Origin of the sequence: Limimaricola variabilis (assembly GCF_034371605.1) — a bacterium.
Taxonomy (GTDB): Bacteria; Pseudomonadota; Alphaproteobacteria; order Rhodobacterales; family Rhodobacteraceae; genus Limimaricola; species Limimaricola variabilis.
On the sequence record NZ_CP139691.1, the window covers coordinates 2,271,709 to 2,292,442 of the forward strand.

General features: G+C 65.6%; 23 protein-coding genes. 12 read left to right on the plus strand and 11 right to left on the minus strand.

The annotated features are described in order from the left end of the window. Nucleotide 1: 1 nt before the first annotated feature. A complete protein-coding gene (gene hrcA / locus T8T21_RS11270) occupies nucleotides 2-1,066 on the minus strand; it encodes a heat-inducible transcriptional repressor HrcA (protein ID WP_183470270.1) in 1,065 nt (354 codons plus the stop codon). A 132-nt stretch (nucleotides 1,067-1,198) separates the two neighbouring features. Between hrcA and rph the strand changes: the two genes are divergently transcribed. From rph to hemW, 3 genes are read left to right on the plus strand one after another with little or no spacing between them, the layout of a single operon-like run. Next, nucleotides 1,199-1,906, plus strand: a complete 708-nt coding sequence (gene rph / locus T8T21_RS11275; RefSeq protein ID WP_322335655.1) for a ribonuclease PH — start codon at nucleotides 1,199-1,201, stop codon at nucleotides 1,904-1,906. After that, entirely contained in the window at nucleotides 1,903-2,514 is a 612-nt protein-coding gene (rdgB, locus tag T8T21_RS11280) for an RdgB/HAM1 family non-canonical purine NTP pyrophosphatase (RefSeq protein ID WP_407660133.1), read from the plus strand. Before rph ends, rdgB begins: the two co-directional genes overlap by 4 nt. Then, entirely contained in the window at nucleotides 2,504-3,667 is a 1,164-nt protein-coding gene (gene hemW, locus T8T21_RS11285) for a radical SAM family heme chaperone HemW (protein WP_322335657.1), read from the plus strand. Before rdgB ends, hemW begins: the two co-directional genes overlap by 11 nt. Nucleotides 3,668-3,670: 3 nt before the next feature. On the opposite strand, the gene T8T21_RS11290 is transcribed toward hemW, so the two are convergent. The 7 genes from T8T21_RS11290 to hemJ form a co-directional block, all read right to left on the minus strand. After that, nucleotides 3,671-4,552: a ParB/RepB/Spo0J family partition protein gene (locus T8T21_RS11290; RefSeq protein ID WP_322335658.1), complete on the minus strand. Its 882-nt coding sequence runs from the start codon at nucleotides 4,550-4,552 to the stop codon at nucleotides 3,671-3,673. 8 nt (nucleotides 4,553-4,560) lie between these two features. After that, a complete protein-coding gene (locus T8T21_RS11295; protein WP_322335659.1) occupies nucleotides 4,561-5,343 on the minus strand; it encodes a ParA family protein in 783 nt (260 codons plus the stop codon). After that, nucleotides 5,336-5,959 carry a 16S rRNA (guanine(527)-N(7))-methyltransferase RsmG gene (gene rsmG, locus T8T21_RS11300; RefSeq protein WP_322335660.1) on the minus strand — a complete coding sequence of 208 codons (624 nt, stop codon included), beginning with the start codon at nucleotides 5,957-5,959 and terminating at the stop codon, nucleotides 5,336-5,338. The genes T8T21_RS11295 and rsmG overlap by 8 nt, the downstream gene beginning before the upstream one ends. Beyond that, nucleotides 5,959-7,824, minus strand: coding sequence for a tRNA uridine-5-carboxymethylaminomethyl(34) synthesis enzyme MnmG (mnmG, locus tag T8T21_RS11305; protein ID WP_322337486.1), 1,866 nt, complete (start codon nucleotides 7,822-7,824; stop codon nucleotides 5,959-5,961). Before mnmG ends, rsmG begins: the two co-directional genes overlap by 1 nt. Before the next feature lie 4 nt (nucleotides 7,825-7,828). Continuing rightward, entirely contained in the window at nucleotides 7,829-9,112 is a 1,284-nt protein-coding gene (gene mnmE / locus T8T21_RS11310; RefSeq protein WP_322335661.1) for a tRNA uridine-5-carboxymethylaminomethyl(34) synthesis GTPase MnmE, read from the minus strand. 24 nt (nucleotides 9,113-9,136) lie between these two features. Next, nucleotides 9,137-10,411 (minus strand): transcription termination factor Rho, encoded by a 1,275-nt coding sequence (gene rho / locus T8T21_RS11315; protein WP_183470256.1) that lies wholly within the window; start codon nucleotides 10,409-10,411, stop codon nucleotides 9,137-9,139. 133 nt (nucleotides 10,412-10,544) lie between these two features. Then, the gene (hemJ, locus tag T8T21_RS11320; RefSeq protein ID WP_322335662.1) at nucleotides 10,545-10,994 is read right to left on the minus strand and encodes a protoporphyrinogen oxidase HemJ; all 450 of its coding nucleotides are present in this window, start codon (nucleotides 10,992-10,994) and stop codon (nucleotides 10,545-10,547) included. A 418-nt stretch (nucleotides 10,995-11,412) separates the two neighbouring features. On the opposite strand from hemJ, the gene T8T21_RS11325 reads away from it, so the two are divergent. Genes T8T21_RS11325 through dnaQ form a run of 4 tightly spaced genes read left to right on the plus strand, consistent with a single transcriptional unit; the run spans nucleotide 11,413 to nucleotide 14,111 of the window. Next, nucleotides 11,413-12,012, plus strand: coding sequence for a Maf family protein (locus T8T21_RS11325; RefSeq protein WP_322335663.1), 600 nt, complete (start codon nucleotides 11,413-11,415; stop codon nucleotides 12,010-12,012). Further along, the gene (locus T8T21_RS11330; protein ID WP_322335664.1) at nucleotides 12,009-12,839 is read left to right on the plus strand and encodes a shikimate dehydrogenase; all 831 of its coding nucleotides are present in this window, start codon (nucleotides 12,009-12,011) and stop codon (nucleotides 12,837-12,839) included. Before T8T21_RS11325 ends, T8T21_RS11330 begins: the two co-directional genes overlap by 4 nt. Then, complete coding sequence (coaE, locus tag T8T21_RS11335; RefSeq protein WP_322335665.1) at nucleotides 12,836-13,429, plus strand: dephospho-CoA kinase; 594 nt, start codon at nucleotides 12,836-12,838, stop codon at nucleotides 13,427-13,429. The genes T8T21_RS11330 and coaE overlap by 4 nt, the downstream gene beginning before the upstream one ends. Next, nucleotides 13,422-14,111, plus strand: coding sequence for a DNA polymerase III subunit epsilon (gene dnaQ / locus T8T21_RS11340; protein WP_322335666.1), 690 nt, complete (start codon nucleotides 13,422-13,424; stop codon nucleotides 14,109-14,111). The genes coaE and dnaQ overlap by 8 nt, the downstream gene beginning before the upstream one ends. 4 nt (nucleotides 14,112-14,115) lie before the next feature. Here dnaQ and secB read toward each other — a convergent pair whose 3' ends face one another. Continuing rightward, nucleotides 14,116-14,664, minus strand: a complete 549-nt coding sequence (gene secB, locus T8T21_RS11345; RefSeq protein ID WP_322335667.1) for a protein-export chaperone SecB — start codon at nucleotides 14,662-14,664, stop codon at nucleotides 14,116-14,118. Nucleotides 14,665-14,717: 53 nt separating this feature from the next. Next, entirely contained in the window at nucleotides 14,718-15,197 is a 480-nt protein-coding gene (locus tag T8T21_RS11350; protein ID WP_322335668.1) for an FxsA family protein, read from the minus strand. A gap of 143 nt (nucleotides 15,198-15,340) precedes the next feature. Between T8T21_RS11350 and T8T21_RS11355 the strand changes: the two genes are divergently transcribed. The 5 genes from T8T21_RS11355 (at nucleotide 15,341) to T8T21_RS11375 (ending at nucleotide 19,417) form a co-directional block, all read left to right on the plus strand. Next, the gene (locus T8T21_RS11355) at nucleotides 15,341-16,000 is read left to right on the plus strand and encodes a Tim44/TimA family putative adaptor protein (protein ID WP_322335669.1); all 660 of its coding nucleotides are present in this window, start codon (nucleotides 15,341-15,343) and stop codon (nucleotides 15,998-16,000) included. Beyond that, nucleotides 15,997-17,028, plus strand: coding sequence for a murein transglycosylase A (mltA, locus tag T8T21_RS11360; RefSeq protein ID WP_183470238.1), 1,032 nt, complete (start codon nucleotides 15,997-15,999; stop codon nucleotides 17,026-17,028). The genes T8T21_RS11355 and mltA overlap by 4 nt, the downstream gene beginning before the upstream one ends. Further along, nucleotides 17,028-17,627 carry a Smr/MutS family protein gene (locus tag T8T21_RS11365; RefSeq protein WP_322335670.1) on the plus strand — a complete coding sequence of 200 codons (600 nt, stop codon included), beginning with the start codon at nucleotides 17,028-17,030 and terminating at the stop codon, nucleotides 17,625-17,627. The genes mltA and T8T21_RS11365 overlap by 1 nt, the downstream gene beginning before the upstream one ends. 66 nt (nucleotides 17,628-17,693) lie before the next feature. Beyond that, nucleotides 17,694-18,632, plus strand: a complete 939-nt coding sequence (locus T8T21_RS11370) for a diacylglycerol/lipid kinase family protein (protein WP_183470235.1) — start codon at nucleotides 17,694-17,696, stop codon at nucleotides 18,630-18,632. Further along, complete coding sequence (locus T8T21_RS11375; RefSeq protein ID WP_322335671.1) at nucleotides 18,629-19,417, plus strand: metallophosphoesterase family protein; 789 nt, start codon at nucleotides 18,629-18,631, stop codon at nucleotides 19,415-19,417. The genes T8T21_RS11370 and T8T21_RS11375 overlap by 4 nt, the downstream gene beginning before the upstream one ends. Here the strand turns inward: T8T21_RS11375 and hslU are convergent. Further along, nucleotides 19,414-20,712 (minus strand): ATP-dependent protease ATPase subunit HslU, encoded by a 1,299-nt coding sequence (hslU, locus tag T8T21_RS11380; protein ID WP_322335672.1) that lies wholly within the window; start codon nucleotides 20,710-20,712, stop codon nucleotides 19,414-19,416. The genes T8T21_RS11375 and hslU overlap by 4 nt on opposite strands. Nucleotides 20,713-20,734: the final 22 nt, after the last annotated feature.

Here is a 20,734-nt window from a genome sequence, read left to right on the forward strand (position 1 = left end):
TTCAGGAGCGGTCGGAGACGAGACGCCCGACCAGCTGTGCTGTGTAGTCCACGATGGGCACGATGCGCCCGTAATTGAGCCGCGTGGGCCCGATCACCCCCACCGCGCCGATGATCTTACGGTCGGCGTTCATATAAGGAGAAACGACCAGAGAGGAACCCGAAAGTGAGAAAAGCTTGTTCTCGGAGCCGATGAATATCCGCACCCCGTCGCCCTCCTCGGCTAGGTCGAGGAACTGCGCGATGTCGCGCTTGCGCTCGAGATCGTCGAACAGGGACCGGATGCGTTCGAGATCGGCCTCGGCGGCGTCCCCTCCCAGCAGATTGCCCCGGCCGCGTACGATCAACCGCTCACCCTGCTCGCCCGGATCGACCCAGGTTGCGAGGCCGGATTCGACGAGGTCGGCCGCCAGCCGGTCGATCTCCTGCCGTCGTGCGGCGATCTCCCGCGAGATCACACCGGCCAGTTCGCGCAGCGTGTGACCGCCGGCGATCGCGTTGAGGAAGTTCGCCGCCTCGCGCATCGAGGACGGGGTCTGCCCGGCCGGCGGAGTGAAGATGCGGTTCTCGACATGGCCGTCGGCAAAGACCAGCACCACCAGCGCCCGTTCGGGCGAGAGCGAGACGAACTCCACATGCCGGATCGGCGCCTCGTGCTTGGGCGTCAGCACCAGCGAAGCGCCATGGGTCAGACCGGAAAGCGCGTGCCCGACCCGGTCGAGCAGCGTCGCCACATCGCCGTCGGCCTCGGCCATCGACTGATCGATGCGACGACGGTCCTCGCCGTCGAGATCGCCAACCTCGAGCAGGCCGTCGACGAACATCCTCAGCCCGCTCTGGGTCGGGATCCGGCCGGCGCTGACATGGGGGCTGCCGAGCAGGCCCATGTGCTCGAGATCCTGCATCGTGTTGCGGATCGTCGCGGCCGAGACCTTCTCGCTCATGTGACGAGTCAGCGTCCGAGAACCGACGGGGGCGCCGGTTTCAAGATACCCTTCCACCACGCGGCGAAACACCTCGCGGGAACGGTCGTTCATGTCTTCGATACGTGGCGATCTGTCTGACATCGCGGTCGCTGTCCTCGGCGAAAGGCAGGGCACATTAGCGGGGGGCCCACCAAGAGGTCAATGCGGGGCCCGGCCTTGGATTTGAGGGCATAGAGGCGTATGCGCAAGCCCGACACAGCAAAGGATGACAACATGCGCCCCTCCGGCCGGACCCCCGACGCGCTGCGCCCGATCGAGATCGAGACGGGTTTCAACCGCCATGCCGAAGGCTCCTGCCTGATCCACATGGGTGACACCCATGTGATCTGCACCGCCACGGTCGAGGAGCGGGTGCCGCCGTTCCGGCGCAACTCCGGCCAGGGTTGGGTGACGGCGGAATACGGCATGCTGCCGCGCGCCACCAACAGCCGGATGCGCCGCGAGGCCAAGGACAAGCAGTCCGGACGCACGCAGGAAATCCAGCGGCTGATCGGCCGTTCGCTGCGTGCCGGTGTCGACTTCCACGCCCTGGGCGAGCGTCAGATCACCATCGACTGCGACGTGATCCAGGCCGATGGCGGCACGCGCTGTGCCTCGATCACCGGCGGCTGGGTGGCGATGAAGCTGGCAATCCAGAAACTGATGAAGGCTGGTCTGGTCAAGACCGACCCACTGGGCACCCCGGTCTCGGCGGTGAGCTGCGGTCTCTATGCCGGTCAGCCCGTGCTCGACCTCGACTATCCCGAGGACAGCGAGGCCGGCGTCGATGGCAACTTCGTGATGATGGGCGATCAGATGATCGAAGTGCAGATGTCCGCGGAGGGATCGACCTTCTCGCGCGCGCAGATGACGCAGTTGATCGAACTGGCCGAACTGGGCTGTGCGGCGCTGGCGCGGGCGCAGCTGGAGGCCACGAGCTGATGCGGCGCTTTACCGAGACCTCTCTGGTGATCGCCACGCACAACGCGGGCAAGCTCGAGGAATTCCGGGCCCTGCTGACGCCCTATGGCGTGACGGTGACGGGCAATGGCGATCACGGTCTGCCGGAGCCGGAGGAGACGGAGGACACCTTCGTCGGCAACGCGCGGATCAAGGCGCGGGCCGCCGTGGCGGCGACGGGTCTGCCCGCGTTGGCGGATGACAGCGGGCTCGAGGTCCACGACCTCGACGGTCGCCCCGGCGTGCATACGGCGGACTGGGCCGAGACCGGATCGGGCCGCGATTTCGATATCGCCATGGAGCGCGTCCAGCGCGAGCTGCAGGAGACCGGCAAGCCGGCGCCGCATGGCGCGCGGTTCCGCTGCACTCTCGTCCTCGCATGGCCGGATGGGCACGAAGAGGTGTTCGACGGTCATGTCGAAGGGCATCTGGTCTGGCCGATGCGCGGTAAGAAGGGCCATGGCTATGACCCGATCTTCGTCCCCGAAGGACACGAGCAGACCTTTGCGGAGATGGATCCCGAAACCAAGAACGGCCTGAGCCATCGTGCCCGCGCCGTCGAGAAACTACGGCTCTGTCTTGGACGATAGTGTCGAAAACTGGCAGCGTGGAGGCTTCGGCCTCTACCTGCATTGGCCGTTTTGCCAGGCCAAGTGCCCCTATTGCGATTTCAACAGCCATGTAGCCGCACGGATCGATCAGGATCGCTGGGGCGAGGCCTTCCTGCGTGAGATCGACCGACTGGCAGAGGAGACCGACGATCGCATTCTCGGTTCGATCTTTTTCGGGGGCGGCACGCCAAGCCTGATGGAGCCGAAGATCGTCGCGGCCATTCTCGACCGTATCAGTCGGCGCTGGCGCCTGCGTAACGATATCGAGGTGACGCTTGAGGCGAACCCGACCTCGATCGAGGCCGACCGCTTTGCCGGCTACCGGGCCGCGGGGGTGAACCGGGTCTCGATGGGGATGCAGGCACTCAACGATGGCGATCTGAAGCGGCTGGGTCGATTGCACGACGTGGCCGAGGGGCTCCGCGCCTTCGATGTGGCGCGTGCCGCGTTCGACCGGGTGAGCTTCGATCTGATCTATGCACGTCAGGATCAGACCCCGCAGCAATGGGAGCAGGAGCTGCGCCGCGCGATGGAGCTCTGCGCGGACCACCTGTCGCTCTACCAACTCACGGTCGAAGACGGCACCGCCTTTGGGGATCGGCTGGCACGCGGTGGTTTGCGCGGGCTTCCGGACGAAGATCGTGCTGCCGAGATGTACGAGATTACACAGGCGATCACCGCCGAGGCCGGTTTGCCGGCCTATGAGGTTTCCAACCATGCGGTCCCAGGCGCCGAAAGCCGGCACAACCTCGTCTATTGGCGGTCCGGAGATTGGGCGGGCATCGGTCCCGGCGCGCATGGGCGGCTCGGGCTCGTTGATCGCAGATGGGCGACCGAGGCCCCCAAGGCGCCCGGCGCTTGGCTCGTCGAGGTCGAAAGTGACAAACCCGGTGAACTGCCGCGCGAGGCGCTGAACTCTGTCGAAGCGTTCGAGGAGCGCGTGATGATGGGATTGCGGCTGGCAGAGGGGATCGCCCTGCCCTTCCACCTTGCCCCTGACCCCGGCGAATTCGAACGCCGGGTGGTCGAGATGGAGCGTCTCGGCTTTCTGGAGCGGAGCGACGACCGGCTGATCGCTACCTCGACCGGCCGTCCGATCCTCAATGCTGTGCTGCGCGAACTTCTCGCCTGAGCTTCAATTGCCGGACAACAACCGCAGCAGATCGTCGAGCTGTTCGAGATCGCGGTAGCGCAGGGTCACGCGACCGCTTTCGCCCTGCGCGTCATGATCAATGCTGACCGGCATTTTGAGCGTCGCGGAAAGCTCGCTCTCGATCTGCAACGTGTCCGCATCCTTGCCGGATTTGCGCGGCGCCTTGGTGTTCGGCGTCTTGCCGGGCTTGCGCACCAGCGCCTCGGCGTCGCGAACCGACATGCCCTTAAGCATGATCTGCCGCGCAAGGCTCGACGCCTGCTCATTGCCGACGAGAGTACGGGCGTGCCCGGCGGTGAGTTGACCGGCGGTCAGCATTTCCTGCACGTCTTCGGGTAGCGACAGGAGCCGCATCAGGTTCGCGATATGGCTGCGGCTCTTGCCCAGAGCGCTCGCCAGCTGCTCCTGCGTGTGGCCGAAACGATCCATCAGCTGCTTGTAGCCGGCCGCCTCGTCGATCGCGTTCAGATCGGCGCGCTGGATGTTTTCGATGATCGCGACTTCGAGGACTTCAGTGTCGCTGTATTCGCGGATGAGCACGGGCAGCTCGTGCAGCTTTGCGATCTGCGAGGCGCGCCAACGGCGTTCACCGGCGACGATTTCGAAATGCCCTTCTCGGGAAGGGTCGCGGCGCACGATCAGGGGCTGGATGACACCCTTCTCGCGGATCGATGCTGCAAGCTCTTCGAGCGCCGTATCATCAAAGTGGCGTCGGGGCTGATCCGGATTGGGACGGATCTTTTCGATCGGAACCATCATGTCTGGGCGCCTCGCCTGCTCTGCCGTCGTCTGATCCTGGCTGACATCGGCCATGAGAGCGGACAAACCACGTCCCAGACCGCGAGATTTCTGCTTTTCCGCCATGGGCACCCTCATTTCTCTCGCTCGATGACTTCGTCGGCCAGATCCAGATAGGCCCGGGCCCCGGCACAGGTCGGATCGTATTCGATCACCGGCATGGCATGCGAGGGGGCTTCGCTGAGGCGGACATTGCGCGGGATCACCGTCTTGAACACCAGTTCGCCCAGCGTCTGGCGCGCATCGGCCTCGACCTGCTGGGAGAGATTGTTGCGACGGTCATACATGGTCAGGACGATCCCTTCGATACGGAGATCGCCATTGGCGGAGCCCCGCACTTCCCGGAGGGTCAGCATCAACTGGGACAAGCCTTCGAGCGCGAAGAACTCGCTCTGCAATGGCACCAGAAGCGATCCGGCCGCAACCATGGCGTTGATGGTCAACAGGTTGAGCGCGGGAGGACAATCGATCAGGAGGTAGTCGTAATCCCCCCTGTCCGCGAGCAGCTCTTCGAGTCTGCGCTTGAGGACGCGGCTGCGACCATTCGTCGACATGAGCTCAACATCGGCCGAACTAAGATCGGTCGTCGCTGGAATGATGTCCAGGCCTTCGACGCCGGTGAGATGGATACCCTCGCTTGCCGGATCCGAACCGATCAGGAGGTCATAGGTCGAAGAGCGGCGCTGTCCGGCTGCGAGGCCGAGACCGGTCGAGGCGTTGCCCTGCGGATCCATGTCGACCAGCAGGACCCTTTTGCCTTTGCTCGCGAGTGCGGCGCCGAGATTGATGGCCGTCGTGGTCTTGCCCACCCCACCCTTCTGATTGGCGAGAGCGATGATGCGGCAGGTCTCAGACATGGGAGAGGTTGCTCACGACTAGGATACGCGCGTTTGGATCGGTCGCACTGCTATGCGTCTCGACGTCGAAATTCCAGCGTTTACACGCAGTTTCGATCTCTTCGGCATGGGATTGTCCCTTCGGGAACACGCAGAGGCCCCCCGCGGTCAGGTGGCGCGAAGAGAGGTCGAGGAGGTTGTCCAGCGATGCGAGCGCCCTGGCGCTGACCCTTTCCGCCTTTAAGGGCGGGGTGTTCTCTATGCGCTGGTCGTGAACTTGGGCATTGAGCTTCAGTTCTCGAATAGCCGTACGCAGGAACGCGGCCTTCCGGGCGTCGCTTTCCACCAAATGAAAGCGTGTGGCCGGCGATTTCTCAAGGCCGCAGATCGCCAAGACGATGCCGGGAAAGCCGCCGCCCGACCCCAGATCAGCCCAAGTTTCGATTGCGGGGTCCAGAAAGACAGAAAGTTGCAGAGAGTCAGCGATATGGCGAGTTTCGAGCTCGTCTAGGTCTCGCCGGGACACCAAGTTGATCTTGGGGGACCACTTGCGAATGAGCTCGCAATAGGTGCGCAGACGGTCAGCTGTTTCACGTGAAACATGCGTTCCGTCCACAACCCATTCGGCGGTAGACATCAGGCCGCGATCCGGCGGCTGGTGTTGATAAGAAGCAGCAGGCCAGCAGCCGTCATGCCTTCGATTCGTGCTGCCTCGCCAACAGAGGCCGGACGGTGCCGCTCGAGTTTGGACCGGAGTTCCGACGACAGACCGGGGATCGTTCCGTAGTCGAGATCATGGGGAAGACGTCGCGCCTCGTCCTTCGCGATCGTCTGCGCGTCGCGCTCCTGACGATCGAGATATGCGCTATATGTCGCCTCGCGCTTGATCTGCTCCCCGATCCGAGGGTCGATTTCCTGAAGAGAAGGATCAAGTTCCGCCAACACTGCAAAGTCGACTTCCGGAAGGGATAGAGCTTCTAGCCCGGTCTTGGCAGGTCGGTCAGGATTGAGGTTCGCACCCGCCTCGATCAGAGCCGAAACCGGGTATTTAGACTGCGAAAGCGTGATCCGGCCCGCTTCGAGGCGCTCCGTCTTCTCGCTGAATGCCTGCCAACGCTCATCGCCGACACAGCCAATTTCGCGGCCTTGCGATGTCAGGCGCTGGTCAGCGTTGTCCGCGCGAAGCGACAGGCGAAATTCGGCGCGCGAGGTGAACATGCGGTAAGGCTCGGTCACGCCCCGCGTGATCAGGTCGTCGACCATCACGCCAATATAGGAGGTCGAACGGCTGAATTCCGGCGCCTCGAAACCGAGAGCGGCAGCAGCGGCGGCGCGACCAGCAACGCAGCCTTGGGCAGCCGCCTCTTCGTATCCGGTCGTGCCATTGATCTGGCCAGCCAGATAAAGTCCAGGCACATCGCGCAGTTCGAGATTACGGGTCAATGCGCGCGGGTCGACGTAGTCGTACTCGATCGCATAGCCGGGCTGCTCGATCCGGACTTGCTCAAGGCCCTTCATCGACCGGATGAAGTCGTTCTGAACCTCGACCGGCAGCGAGGTCGAGATACCATTGGGATAGACCGTGTCCGTGGTCAGCCCTTCCGGCTCCAGGAAGACCTGGTGGCTTTCCTTGTCGGCGAAACGGACCACCTTGTCCTCGATCGAGGGGCAATAACGCGGGCCAGTGCCACTGATATTTCCACTATACATCGCCGACCGCGAGAGGTTCTCGCGAATGATATCATGCGCCTTGGCATTGGTATGGGTGATAGCACAAGCGATCTGCCGCGCTTTGGGCGCGGTGTTCAGGAACGACAACATGACCGGATCATCGTCGCCTGGCTGGCTTTCGAGTCGTTCCCAGTCGATCGTCTTGCCATCGAGCCGGGCCGGCGTACCGGTTTTGAGACGCCCCATGGTCAGGCCGAAGGAGTCCATCCGATCCGCCAGACGGGTCGACGCATTATCTCCCATCCGGCCGCCGGGTCGGGTTTCCCCGCCGAAGTGCAGTACGCCGCGGAGGAAAGTGCCGGTGGTCAAGATAACACCGTTGGCAGAAAGCTTCTGACCCTCGCCCAGGATGACCCCGGTGATCCGGCCGCCTTCCTCGATGAGGTCGGCCACTTCGCCTTCGACGAGGTCAAGACCGTTGACGGAACGGAGCTCGGCCTGCATCCGATCACGGAAGATCACGCGGTCTGCTTGAAGCCGCGGGCCTTGAACGGCAGGACCCTTGCGCCGATTGAGCAGGCGGAACTGGATACCAGCGGCGTCGGCGACCCGGCCCATCAAACCATCGAGGGCGTCGACCTCGCGAACGAGGTGGCCCTTGCCGAGGCCGCCGATGGCCGGGTTGCAGGACATCGCGCCGATGGTGGAGAGCTTCATGGTCACGAGCGCAACTTTCGCGCCCATGCGGGCGGCGATCGCCGCGGCTTCTACACCGGCGTGCCCGCCGCCGACGACGATGACATCATAGTGGTCATGTTTCACGTGAAACAGCCCTTCATTTCCCGATACAGAAGCTCGAAAAGATCTCGCCCAAGACGTGTTCCACATCGACCCGACCGACGAGGCTGTCAAGGGCACGCACCGCCAGACGCAGTTCCTCAGCGGCAAGATCATGCGCAATCCCGCCAGAGGGAAGGAGTTCACGGCAGCGCGCAATATAGGCCAAACCCTCGCGCAAAGCGACGCGATGACGCTCCCGAATGGCGACCCCTGCCGACGCGCTACGCGCCTCCAGACGATCCGCAAGCTCATCGAGCAAATCCGGAACGCCCTGCCCCGTCAGACCGGAAATGCCGCGGGGATCGGCGTCATGGAGATCCGAGCGCGCGACCCGCACCAGATCGTCAGGTCCGGCCAGCGCAGTATCGAAATCCTCCGGACTGACGAGATGCAGCCGGATATCCGCAGCCGCGGCGCGTTCGCGAGCCCGCCCGATGCCGATAGCTTCCACTTGATCCACGGATTCGCGAAGACCGGCGGTGTCGAGCAACGTCACCGGCAGGCCGCGCAGATCCATGCGCACCTCGATCACGTCGCGCGTAGTCCCAGGCACATCCGAGATAATCGCGGCGTCGCGACCGGCCAAGTGATTGAGAAGTGTCGATTTTCCCATGTTGGGCGCGCCGATGATGGCTACTTCGAAGCCATCGCGGATACGCTCTGCCGCGGCCACGCCGTCCATCTCCCGCCGCATCGCGTCAGCGCTACGATCGAGAAGCATCTCGACCTCCGGAGTGACGTCGACCGGCACATCTTCGTCGGCGAAGTCGATCACCGCCTCGAGCAGCGCCATCGCGCGCAGAAGATCGCGTTTCCAAACCTCGGCGCGCTGGCCCAAAGCACCCGACATGGTCCGCATGGCTTGGCGGCGTTGGGCCTCGGTCTCGGCATCGATGAGATCGGCCAGCCCCTCGACCTGCGACAGGTCCAGGCGGCCGTTCTCCAAGGCACGACGGGTGAACTCCCCCGCCTCGGCTGGCCGCAGGTCTGGTAGGTCGCCCAGCCGGTCTAGAACCGCAGAGATCACGGCCTTGCTGCCATGCAGATGCAACTCCACCACGGCTTCGCCGGTAAAGCTGCGCCGCTCGTCGAAAGTCAGGACGAGCGCTTCATCGAGAAGATCACCTTGCGCATCGCGCAGACGACGCAACCCGCGCCCATGCCGGGGAAGCTCGCCCGCCATCGCCTCGCCCGACGCATGCGCGGCGGGGCCCGAAATCCGGATGATGGCCACGCCGGCGCGCCCGCGCGCCGTCGCCAAGGCATAGATCGTTTCCACGATCCCCTCCCCGCTTGCGACGCGTCAGGTGTTCATCGAGTCGAAGAAGTCCGAGTTGGTCTTGGTCTGCTTGAGCTTGGAGATCAGGAACTCGATCGCATCCGTGGTGCCCATCGGGTTGAGGATGCGGCGCAGCACATAGGTCTTCTGCAGATCGGTCTTCTCGACCAGCAGATCCTCCTTGCGGGTGCCCGACTTGAGGATGTCCATCGCCGGGAAGACGCGCTTGTCCGCAACCTTGCGGTCGAGCACGATCTCCGAGTTACCGGTGCCCTTGAACTCTTCGAAGATCACCTCGTCCATGCGCGAACCGGTGTCGATCAGCGCGGTGGCGATAATGGTGAGCGAGCCACCCTCCTCGATGTTGCGCGCCGCACCGAAGAACCGCTTGGGGCGCTGCAGCGCGTTGGCGTCGACACCACCGGTGAGGACCTTGCCCGAGCTCGGTACCGTGGTGTTGAAGGCCCGGCCCAGACGGGTGATCGAGTCGAGCAGGATGACCACGTCGCGCTTGTGCTCGACGAGACGCTTGGCCTTTTCGATGACCATCTCCGACACCGCGACGTGACGCGAAGCGGGCTCGTCGAAGGTCGAGGAGACGACCTCGCCCTTCACCGAGCGCTGCATGTCGGTGACTTCCTCGGGCCGCTCGTCGATCAGCAGCACGATGAGATAGCACTCGGGATGATTCTTCTCGATCGAGTGGGCGATGTTCTGCAGCAGAACCGTCTTACCGGTACGCGGCGGCGCCACGATGAGCGAACGCTGGCCTTTGCCGATCGGCGCGACAAGATCGATGATCCGCGCCGAGCGATCCTTGGTCGCGGCCTCTTCCTCGACTTCCATCTTCAGCCGCTCATCGGGATAGAGCGGGGTCAAGTTGTCGAAGGCGACCTTGTGACGGGCGCGCTCGGGATCCTCGAAGTTGATCTTTTCGACGCTGACTAGCGCGAAGTAGCGCTCGTTCTCGTTCGGCTCCTGGATCACGCCCTCGACTGTGTCGCCGGTGCGCAGCGAGAACTGGCGGATCATGTCGGGCGAGACGTAGATGTCGTCCGGACCCGGAAGATAGTTCGCCTCGGGGCTGCGCAAGAAGCCGAAGCCGTCCTGCAGCACCTCGAGCACGCCATCGCCGCCGATGACCCAGTCCTCCTCGGCACGCTCCTTGAGGATGGCGAACATCATGTCGCCCTTGCGCATCGTCGAGGCGTTCTCGATCTCCAGCTCTTCGGCCAGCGAGAGAAGATCCTTCGGGCTCTGCGCCTTGAGATCGGCGAGGTTCAGGCGGTCCTGGGACATGGGAAACGGTCCTGTGGCAGCCCGCGGGCCGCTCTTGTCGGTCGTGAAAATGGAATCGCTTCGCCCGGACGGGCAAGCGGGAGAAGTCTTAGGCGTGGATAAGTCGCACGTCAACGCCGGGCGTGCCGGTGCCTCAGAACGGGCGGACCACCACCGCCACCACGATCACCAGGAGCAGGAGCGTCGGCACCTCGTTGGCGATGCGATATTGCTTGCCGCTGCGGCTGTTGGTGCCGGCGGCGAACTCCTTGCGCCGCTTCGACAGCCAGCCCTGCATCCCGGTCATCGCCAGAACGGCCACCGCCTTGATCCAGGGCCAGGGCTGGGACCAGTCGACCACGCCGAGCGAGATCAGCAGCAACCCGAATATCCAGGTCGAGATCATCGCCGGCGTCATGATCAGCTTCAGCAGCTTCAACTCCATGACCTTGAAGGTCTCATCGAGCTCCGAGCCCTTCTGCGCCCGCTCCGCGTGATACACGAAGAGCCGCGGCAGATAGAACATCCCGGCCATCCAGGCCACGAAGGACAGGATGTGTCCCGTCTTTATCCACGGATAGGCGTTGGCGACGAAGTCGGTCATCTCGATCCCTTTCTCGGACCGGCTCCTTCTCAAATGAATAAGGATAAAAGAAAAGATGAAGAGGGTAGTAGGGCCGTGGATAAGCGCTCATTGACGGCATATCCTCAGAGTCGTCCACAGGCTGAAGGTCGATCCGAAGCGGTTGGAACGACTCGGCTACATCGGTTAAGTATCTGAAATGAAGCGAAATTAATTTTCAGCTTGTCATATCTTCCGCCCGAGTCGCGCTCTTGACTCGGTCATTTGCCCACAACGATCCCCAGCGACGGGCTTGTCCTCGTCCCCCGTGGATAAGTCGCTGAGTCGCACCGGCGACTCACCCCGCTTGTCCCGAGTCGCGGGAGGCGTCACAACTCTCCACCGAGTCGCCCTCATGATTCGATCCCGATTCCTCCCTCGAGTCGTCCACAGGCCCGCCATGACCCCGAACCTCGTTCTCGCCTCCGGATCCGAGATCCGCGCCACCCTCCTCAGGAACGCGGCGATCCCGTTCGATGTCGAGAAACCCCGCATCGACGAGGCCGCACTCAAGACCGCGCTTCTGGCCGAGGAAGCGCCGCCGCGCGATCTCGCAGACAAGCTGGCGGAGATGAAAGCCCTCAAGGTGTCGCATCGCCGACCGGGGCAGCTGGTGCTGGGCTGCGACCAGGTGTTGGCGCTGGGAGGCGAGGTCTTTTCCAAGCCCAAGACCCCGGAAGAAGCGCTCGACCAGCTCACCCGTCTCTCCGGCCGCACCCACCAGCTGCTCTCCGCCGCGGTGGTCTGTCGCGATGGCGAGCCGATCTGGCGCCATGTCGGCGTGGTCCGCCTCGACATGGCCAAGCTGTCCGAGGACTGGCTGCGGGGTTACGTCGAGCGCAATTGGGATTCGATCCGTCATTCGGTCGGCGGCTACAAGCTCGAGGAGGAGGGCGTCCGGCTCTTCGTGCGGGTGATGGGTGACTATTTCACCGTGCTCGGCCTGCCCTTGGTCGAGCTGATCAACTGGCTGGTGCTGAGAGGGGATCTCGAGAGATGAGCACGCATCGCATTCCGCTGGCGGGCGTCATCGGTGCCCCGATCTCCCACTCCCGATCGCCGCGCCTCTTTGCGCATTGGCTGTCCGAGATGGGGATCGAGGGGCATTACGCGCCGCTGCACGTGGAACCCGCGGATTTCGAACAGGTGATCCGCACCCTGCCCCGGATGGGTTTTCGCGGCGCCAACGTCACCCTGCCGCACAAGGAGGCCGCGCTGGCCATCGCCGATCGCGTCAGCGACCGCGCCCGGCGGATCGGGGCGGCCAACACGCTGACCTTCGGCGAGGACGGGATTCACGCCGACAACACCGATGGCCATGGCTTCGTCGCGAATTTGCGGCAGGGCGCGCCCGACTGGCAGCCCGGGGCCGGTCCGGCGGTGGTGCTGGGGGCCGGCGGCGCGGCGCGGGCCGTGCTGGATTCGCTGATTGAGGCGGGCGTGCCGACGATCCGGCTCGCCAACCGCACCCGGGCCCGGGCCGAGACGCTGGCCGCGACCTTCGGCCCGAAGATCGAGGTGATCGATTGGGATCGCGCGAACGAGGCCTTCGACGGTGCAGCCACCGTGGTCAACACCACTTCGCTGGGCATGAAGGGGGCCGATCCCTTCGATCTCGACCTCTCCGCCCTGCCCGCTTCGGCGCTGGTCACCGACATCGTCTACGTGCCGCTCGACACGCCGATGCTCATCGCTGCGCGGGCGCGCGGCTGCCGCACGGTCGACGGGCTCGGCATGCTGCTGCATCAGGCGGTGCCGGGTTTCGAGCGCTGGTTCGGCGCGACGCCCCAAGTGACGGAGGCCACCCGCGCGGCGGTCCTGGCATGAGCTTCCGGCTCGGTCTCACCGGGTCGATCGGCATGGGCAAATCGACCACCGCCGCCATGTTCGCCGACGAGGGTCTGCCGGTCTGGGATGCCGATGCCGCCGTGCACCGGCTCTATGCGCCGGGCGGCGCGGCGGTGGCACCGATGGCGGCGCTGTTTCCCGAGGCCATCGTCGATGGCGCGGTATCGCGCGACGCGCTCAAGCAGATCATCGCCGCCGATCCGGGCGCGCTGTCGCGGATCGAGACGGTCGTGCATCCGTTGGTGCGCGCCGATCGCGAGGATTTCGCCGCACGGCAGGCCTCCGACATCGTCGTCTTCGACATCCCGCTCCTTTACGAGACCGGCGGCGAAACGGAGATGGATGCGGTGGCGGTGGTCAGCGCCCCGGCCAAGGTTCAGGCCGCGCGGGTGCTCGCCCGTCCGGGCATGACCCACGATCAGCTCGACGCGATCCTCGCGCGGCAGATGCCCGACATGGAAAAGCGCGCCCGCGCCGATTACGTGATCGAGACCGTGACGCTCGACGCCGCCCGTGCCGCCGTGCGACAGGTGATCGACCGGATCAGGAAGGGAATGCGCGATGCGTGAGATCGTTCTCGACACCGAGACTACCGGCTTCGAGCCGGCCGAAGGCGACCGCATCGTCGAGATCGGCGCGGTCGAGCTGCTCAATCACATGCCGACGGGCCGCACTTACCATCAGTACATCAATCCAGAACGCTCGATGCCGCAGGCGGCCTTCGAGGTGCACGGGCTGGGGGATGATTTCCTGCGGGACAAGCCGAAATTCGCGGAGATCGCCCGCGATTTCGTGGAGTTCATCGGCGATGCGCGGCTAGTGATCCACAACGCCGCCTTCGACATGAAATTCCTCAACGCCGAGCTGGGCTGGGTGAACTTCCCCAAGATCCCGATGGAGCGGGCGCTCGACACGCTGGCGATCGCGCGCAAGCGCTTTCCCGGCTCGCCTGCCTCGCTGGACGCGCTGTGCCGCCGCTTCGGCATCGACAACTCGTCGCGCACCCTGCACGGCGCGCTTCTCGACAGCGAAATCCTGGCCGAGGTCTATCTGGAGCTGATCGGCGGCCGGCAGCCCGATTTCGCGCTCGACGTGGCCCAAGGCCGGGCGGGTGGCGATGCGGCGGGGGATTGGCGGCCGCGGCCGCGGCCCGTCCCGCTGCCGTCGCGGCTCACCGAAGAGGAAGCCGCCGCCCATTCCGAGTTCATCGGTCGTCTGGGCGACGGCGCGCTCTGGTCGAAATTCGGCTGAGCGATCAGGCGGTGCCGCTCGGCCCCTGCTCGGCCGAGGCGGCCTGCTGCGCCTGCTGGGCTTGGGCGCGACGCTGGAGCTCGTTGCGATAGAGCTGCAAGAAGTCGATCTGCTCGAGGTTCAGCGGCGGGAAGCCCCCGTCGCGGGTCACGTCGGAGACGATCCGACGCAGATAGGGGAAGGTGATGCGCGGGCATTCGATCAGCAGGTAGGGGTGCAGCTGCTCGTCCGGCACGCCGGAGATCTGGAACACGCCGGCATATTCGATCTCGAACAGGAAGAGCGGGTTGCCCGACTCCTTGGCCTTCGAGGTGATGTTGAGCTTGGTGATGACCTCGTACTGGCCCTCGGCGCCGCGCTTGCGGGCGTCGAGATTGACCTGCACCGAGACCTCGGGCTGCAGGTCGCCGGTCAGGCCCTTCTGCGCCAGCGCGTTCTCGAAGGACATGTCGCGGATGTATTGCGCGACGACGCGCTGCGTCACCTTGGGTTGCTGCTGCGCGGCCTGGCCATTGGCCTCGGGAGTCGAGGGGGCGTCGGGCGTGTCGGTCATGGCTGTCCTCCGATGTCAGTTGGACAGATGTCTAACAGCCGCCGCGCCCCCCCTCAATGCCGGGTCCAGCCCGAGCGGTGGGTGGGACGACGGCTTTCGTCGAGCTCGTGGAAATCACCGTCGATCACGGTATCGCGCGGTGCGGTCGGGTCGGGACGGTGCGGCGCGCCGGTCTGGAACTGCGTGACCTTCACCTTGTCCTTGAGCAGCCGGAACACCCGGCTGCGCACCGCCGGCACCAGCAGCGCGAAGCCGCAGGCATCGGTGAAGAAGCCGGGCGTCAGCAGCAGCGCGCCGGCGAACAGGATCATCGCCCCGTCAGCCAGCGGCCGCGAGGGGTCGGAGAAGTCGTTGATCGAGCGTTTCAATCGCGCGATCGCCTGCATGCCCTGCCCGCGCACCAGCGCAGTGCCAGCGATCGCGGTCAACACGACGATCAGCAATGTCGGCCACAGGCCGATCAGCCCTCCGACCTGGATGAACAGGCCGATTTCGATCAGCGGCACGGCGAGGAAGGCGATGAAGAGCCACATGGGCGGTCTCCCGGAACTCGATTGGCGTCCGCCCGCTCCCGCGACGTTCTGGGCCGGGTGGGTCGGTGGACTTGAACTGTTGCGTGGCTTACATAGGTGCCACACGGGGCCGGTGCGAGGCCCGTGCTGACAAGAGGCGCCGCATGAACTCTCCCATCATCCAGCTTCTGGTGCTCGCAGGCATCGCGATCTTCCTGATCCTGCGTCTGCGCGGCGTGCTGGGAACGCGGGAAGGGTTCGAGAAGCCGACCTTGCCCGCGCAGACCGACAAGCGCCGTCCGCGCCCGGAATTCGAAGTGATCGAAGGCGGTCCCGACCGCGACATCACCGATCACGTTCCCGAGGGCAGCGATGCCGCCCGGGCGCTGCACGCGATGAAGGCGGCGGATCCCGACTTCGGTCTCAACGACTTCCTGCAGGGGGCCCGCGCCGCCTACGAGATGATCCTGATGGCCTTCGAGAACGGCGATCTCGAAAGCGTGCGGCCCTTCCTGTCGCAGGAGGTCCACGACGCCTTCGCCGAGGTGATCGCGACGCGCGAGCGCGAGGGGCTGAAGGTCGAGGCGACCTTTGTCGGCCTGTCCGAGATCGCGGTCCGCGACGCCAGCTTCGACACCGCCACCCGTGAGGGCGAGATCGCGGTGCGCTTCACCGGCGAGCTGACCTATGTGGTGCGCAACACCGCCGGCGAGGTGGTCGAGGGCTCGACCACCGAGATCAAGCGCCAGCGCGACGTCTGGACCTTCGGCCGGGTGATGGGCAGCGACGATCCCAACTGGAAGCTGGTGGCGACCGGGGAATGACCCGTCTCGCCGCGGCACTGGCGCTGGCTCTGGGCCTGCCGCTGAGTGCGGCGGCCTCGCCCAAGCTGCTGAGCTTCGACCAGCTCCGGGGCTGGAAGGCCGACGATCACCGCGCCGCGCTCGAGACCTTTCTCGAAACTTGCCGCGACCTGCGTGACCGCGACTGGCAGGCGCTGTGCGGGCTGGCCCGTGAGACCGAGGATGCGCGGGGCTTCTTCGAATTGTTCTTTCTGCCAGTGCTGGTCGAGGACGGTCGCGAGGCGCTGTTCACCGGCTATTACGAGCCGGAACTGCGCGGCTCCGAAGTGCCCGATGGCCGTTACGTCGCGCCGGTCTACCGCGTCCCCGACGAACTGCCGCCCGAGGGGCCGTGGTTGACCCGGCAGGAGATCGAGGAAGGCGGCGCGCTCAGGGGGCGCGGGCTCGAGATCGCCTATGTCGATCCGATCGAGCTGTTCTTCCTGCAGATCCAGGGTTCGGGTCGGGTCCGGCTGCCCAGCGGCAAGGTGATCCGGTTGGGCTTCGGGGCGGCCAACCGCCAGCCCTATTCCTCGATCGGTCAGGAGCTGGTGTCGCGCGGCGTCTACGAGCCCCATCAGGTTTCGGCCGACGTGATCCGATCCTGGGTGCGCCGCAACCCGGTCGACGGCAAGAAGCTGATGTGGACCAACCGATCCTACGTCTTCTTTCGCGAGGTGAACGAGGTCCCGGCCGAGCGCGGCCCGCTGGGCGCGATGAACCGCTCGATCACCCCGCTCAGGACGATCGCGGTCGATCCGGCTTTCGTGCCGCTGGGCGCACCGGTCTGGATCGAGACCGAGGGCGAGGACGAGTTCCGCCGCCTGATGGTCGCGCAGGACACCGGCTCGGCGATCAAGGGGGCGCAGCGCGCCGACATCTTCTTCGGCACCGGCCGGCTGGCCGGCAAACGCGCGGGCCGGACCCGTGACACCGGGCGGATGGTGATGCTGCTGCCGATCCAGCGCGCCCTCGACATGATGCCGCAGACCCTGGCCGACCCGGCCTGATGTCTCGAAAGCCGCGCCATCTGTCGCCCGAGGAACGGGCCCTGTGGGATAGCGTCGCCCGTCAGGCCGCGCCGATGCACAAGCGGCGCAAACCCCCCGCCGCGCCGCCCGAGCCCAAGGCACCGCCGAAGACACCCGACCCCGCGCCGCGCTACGATCCCCTGCCCCGGTTTCGCGTCGGCCAGATGGCCGATCCCAAGCGCCCGGACGATGTTCTGCCAGGGCTGGGCGAGAGGCTGCGTGCGGCGCCGGTGGCGATGGACGCCAAGGCCCATGGCCGGATGAAGCGCGGCAAGCTGCATCCCGAGGGGCGGCTCGACCTGCACGGCATGACCCTCTCGGAGGCGCATCCCGAGCTGATCGCCTTCATCCTGTCGAGCCAGGCGATGGGACGGCGGCTGGTGCTGGTGATCACCGGCAAGGGGCGCGCGCGCGATTACGAGGCGCCGATGCCGGCGCGGCACGGGGTGCTGCGCCACCAGGTGCCGCAATGGCTCAACCTGCCGCCATTGCGGCAGGCTGTGCTGCAGATCGCTCCGGCGCATATCCGGCATGGCGGCGAGGGCGCCTACTACGTCTATCTGCGCAAACCACGCTGACGCGTTCCGCGCGAAACCGAACCGAAGCCCAAGCGTTTGTCCGGGAAGCCTTTCAGGAGCCCCCGGATGTCCGAACCCATCATCGCCCGACCCGTCCCGGACCGGGCCGGCATCCGCGTGATCTGCAATGATCGCTCGGGGCGCAACAGCCGGGAAGCCGAAGCCATCGAGCAGGCGATGCGCGTGCTTGGCCCCGATGCCGAACTGCGGCACGTCAAGGGGCGCGACATCGACACCGCCGCGCGGCAGGCCGTGCGTGACGGCTGCGACGTGGTCGTCGCGGCGGGGGGCGACGGCACCATCATGGCGGTCGCCTCGGCGCTCAACGGCTCGGGCTGCGCGCTGGGCGTGCTGCCGCTCGGCACCTTCAACTTCTTCGCCCGCGGCTATGGCATCCCCGAGGATCCCGAAGCGGCGGCGCAGGTGATCGCCGCCGGGCATCGCCGCCCGATCGATCTGGGCGCGGTCAACGGCCGACTGTTCCTCAACAACGCCAGCATCGGGGTCTATCCGGCGATCCTCAAGGAGCGCGAGACCGTCTATCGCCGCTGGGGCCGCCGCCGCATCGCCGCGCATTGGTCGGTGCTCAAGACCTTCTGGCGCTTCCGCCGGCCGCTCAAGGTCGAGATCGAGGTCGATGGCGAGCGGCGCAAGTTCCGCACGCCGCTGGTCTTTGCCGCGCGGTCGGCCTTCCAGCTCGAGCATTTCGGTCTGCAAGGCGTCGACTGCATCCGCAATGGCGGCTTTTCGATCTTCGTGGCGCCTGATGAGGGGCGGATGGGCCTGTTGTCGGACGCGGTGCGGCTCGCGGTTCGGCAGATGCGGTTGGGCGAGGATTTCGAGCTGATCTGCGCCGACCGGCTGACGATCCACGTGAAACGCCAGCGCCAGCTCGTAGCCTGCGACGGTGAGAAATTCGTGATGGAGGCGCCGCTGGAGTTCGAGATGATCCGTGGCGCCTTCGAGGTGATCGTCCCCGAGACCGCGAACGAGACCGCCGCATGAGGCGAGTGCTGCATATCTCCGACCTGCATTTCGGGCGCACCCGCGAGGATCTGCTGGAGCCGTTGATCGAGACGATCAACCGGCTTGCCCCCGATATCGTGGCGTTTTCCGGAGATCTCACCCAGCGCGCCCGTGAGAGCCAGTTCGTCCAGGCCGCCGAATTCGTCTCACGGCTGGAAATGCCGGTGCTGATCGTGCCGGGAAATCACGACACGCCGATCGACAATCCCTGGCTGCGCTTCATCAAACCGTTCCATCGGTACCGCATGCTGATCTCCGAGGATCTCGAGCCGGAATACATCGATGACGAGGTGGCGCTGGTGGGCGTCAACACGGTCAACCGGTTTGCCTGGCAATCGGGCAAGATCAGCAATCGCACGATCCGCAGGGTCTGCGACGCTTTCGCGGGCGCGCCGGACGGGCGGACGCATCTGGCGATGATGCACCATCCGCTCGAACATGATCCGGGCGTCGAGAAGCGGCTGATGCGGGGCGCCCGCGCCGCCGTGGCCTGTCTCGGCCGTTGCGGCGCCGACGTGGTGCTGTCGGGGCATCTGCACAACGCCGCGGTGGCACCGCTGACCGCGGCGCCGGGCGTGTTGCTGGTGCAGGCGGGGACCGGGCTGTCATCGCGGCTGCGCGAGGAGACCAACAACTTCAACCTGCTCTACATCGAGCCGGAGCGGATCAAGGTGGAGCGATACGGGGCCTGCGAGAGGCCCCGCTTCGAGATTATACAGACCGCACGCTTCGCCAAGGCGAAGGGGGTCTGGCGCGAGGTCTAGAGCACGTAGCGCGACAGGTCGGTCGAGCGCGACAGCTCGCCCAGATGCGCCTCGACGAAGGCCTCGTCGACGCTGATCGTCTCGCCGGCACGATCGGGCGCGGTGAAGCTCAGCTCCTCGAACACCCGTTCGAGCACCGTGTAGAGCCTGCGCGCGCCGATATTCTCGACCGAGCGGTTCACCTCGGCCGCGATCCGCGCCAGCGCCGCGATGCCCTCGGGCGTGAACTCGACCGTCACCTCCTCGGTGCCCATCAGCGCCGCGTATTGGCGGGTCAGGGCGTTGTCGGTCTCGGTCAGGATGCGGACGAAATCCTCCTCGGTCAGCGCGCGCAGCTCGACCCGGATCGGCAGCCGGCCCTGAAGCTCGGGCAGCAGGTCCGAGGGCTTGGCCACGTGGAACGCGCCGCTCGCGATGAACAGGATGTGGTCGGTGCGGATCGGGCCGTGCTTGGTCGAAACGGTGGTCCCCTCGATCAGCGGCAGCAGGTCGCGCTGCACGCCCTCGCGGCTGACATCGGCGCCGCGCGCATCGGCCTTGGCGCAGACCTTGTCGATCTCGTCGAGGAACACGATGCCGTTCTGCTCGACATTCTCGACCGCGGCCTTGGTCACGGTCTCGTCATCGAGCAGCTTGTCGGCCTCGTCGGCGATCAGCAGCTCGTAGCTCTCGGCCACGGTAACGCGCTTCTTGACCTTGCGGCCGCCCATCGCCTTGCCGAACAGGTCGCCCAGATTCATCATCCCGCCGGGCTGTCCGGGGATGTCGAGACCCTGCATCGGGTTCGAGCTGTCGGTCACCTCGATCTCGATCATCGTGCCGTCGAGCTCGCCCGACTTCAGCTTGCGGCGGAACATCTCGCGGGTCTGATCGCGGGCGTCGGTGCCGGCGATGGCCGAGATCACGCGGTTCTCCGCGGCTTCATGTGCCTTGGCCTTCACGTCCTCGCGCATCTGCTCGCGGGTCTGGAAGATCGCGGCATCGACGAGATCGCGGACGATCTGTTCCACGTCGCGGCCGACATAGCCGACTTCGGTGAACTTCGTGGCCTCGACCTTGAGGAAGGGCGCGCGCGCCAGCTTGGCGAGGCGGCGCGAGATCTCGGTCTTGCCGACGCCGGTGGGGCCGATCATCAGGATGTTCTTGGGATACACCTCGTCGCGCAGGTCGGCGCCGAGCTGCTTACGCCGCCAGCGCGAGCGCAGGGCGACGGCGACGGCGCGCTTGGCCTCCTTCTGGCCGATGATGAAGCGGTCGAGCTCGGAGACGATCTCGCGGGGGGTCAGGTCGGTCATGGGACTGTCCTTGTCTGGGGAA

Coding starts and splice junctions, on each gene's coding strand:
- hrcA (WP_183470270.1), bottom strand. CDS start 1,066: ATGTCAGACAGATCGCCACGTATCGAAGACATGAACGACCGTTCCCGC.
- rph (WP_322335655.1), top strand. CDS start 1,199: ATGCGCCCCTCCGGCCGGACCCCCGACGCGCTGCGCCCGATCGAGATC.
- T8T21_RS11290 (WP_322335658.1), bottom strand. CDS start 4,552: ATGGCGGAAAAGCAGAAATCTCGCGGTCTGGGACGTGGTTTGTCCGCT.
- T8T21_RS11295 (WP_322335659.1), bottom strand. CDS start 5,343: ATGTCTGAGACCTGCCGCATCATCGCTCTCGCCAATCAGAAGGGTGGG.
- rsmG (WP_322335660.1), bottom strand. CDS start 5,959: ATGTCTACCGCCGAATGGGTTGTGGACGGAACGCATGTTTCACGTGAA.
- rho (WP_183470256.1), bottom strand. CDS start 10,411: ATGTCCCAGGACCGCCTGAACCTCGCCGATCTCAAGGCGCAGAGCCCG.
- hemJ (WP_322335662.1), bottom strand. CDS start 10,994: ATGACCGACTTCGTCGCCAACGCCTATCCGTGGATAAAGACGGGACAC.
- T8T21_RS11325 (WP_322335663.1), top strand. CDS start 11,413: ATGACCCCGAACCTCGTTCTCGCCTCCGGATCCGAGATCCGCGCCACC.
- T8T21_RS11330 (WP_322335664.1), top strand. CDS start 12,009: ATGAGCACGCATCGCATTCCGCTGGCGGGCGTCATCGGTGCCCCGATC.
- coaE (WP_322335665.1), top strand. CDS start 12,836: ATGAGCTTCCGGCTCGGTCTCACCGGGTCGATCGGCATGGGCAAATCG.
- dnaQ (WP_322335666.1), top strand. CDS start 13,422: ATGCGTGAGATCGTTCTCGACACCGAGACTACCGGCTTCGAGCCGGCC.
- secB (WP_322335667.1), bottom strand. CDS start 14,664: ATGACCGACACGCCCGACGCCCCCTCGACTCCCGAGGCCAATGGCCAG.
- T8T21_RS11350 (WP_322335668.1), bottom strand. CDS start 15,197: ATGTGGCTCTTCATCGCCTTCCTCGCCGTGCCGCTGATCGAAATCGGC.
- T8T21_RS11355 (WP_322335669.1), top strand. CDS start 15,341: ATGAACTCTCCCATCATCCAGCTTCTGGTGCTCGCAGGCATCGCGATC.
- mltA (WP_183470238.1), top strand. CDS start 15,997: ATGACCCGTCTCGCCGCGGCACTGGCGCTGGCTCTGGGCCTGCCGCTG.
- T8T21_RS11365 (WP_322335670.1), top strand. CDS start 17,028: ATGTCTCGAAAGCCGCGCCATCTGTCGCCCGAGGAACGGGCCCTGTGG.
- T8T21_RS11370 (WP_183470235.1), top strand. CDS start 17,694: ATGTCCGAACCCATCATCGCCCGACCCGTCCCGGACCGGGCCGGCATC.
- T8T21_RS11375 (WP_322335671.1), top strand. CDS start 18,629: ATGAGGCGAGTGCTGCATATCTCCGACCTGCATTTCGGGCGCACCCGC.
- hslU (WP_322335672.1), bottom strand. CDS start 20,712: ATGACCGACCTGACCCCCCGCGAGATCGTCTCCGAGCTCGACCGCTTC.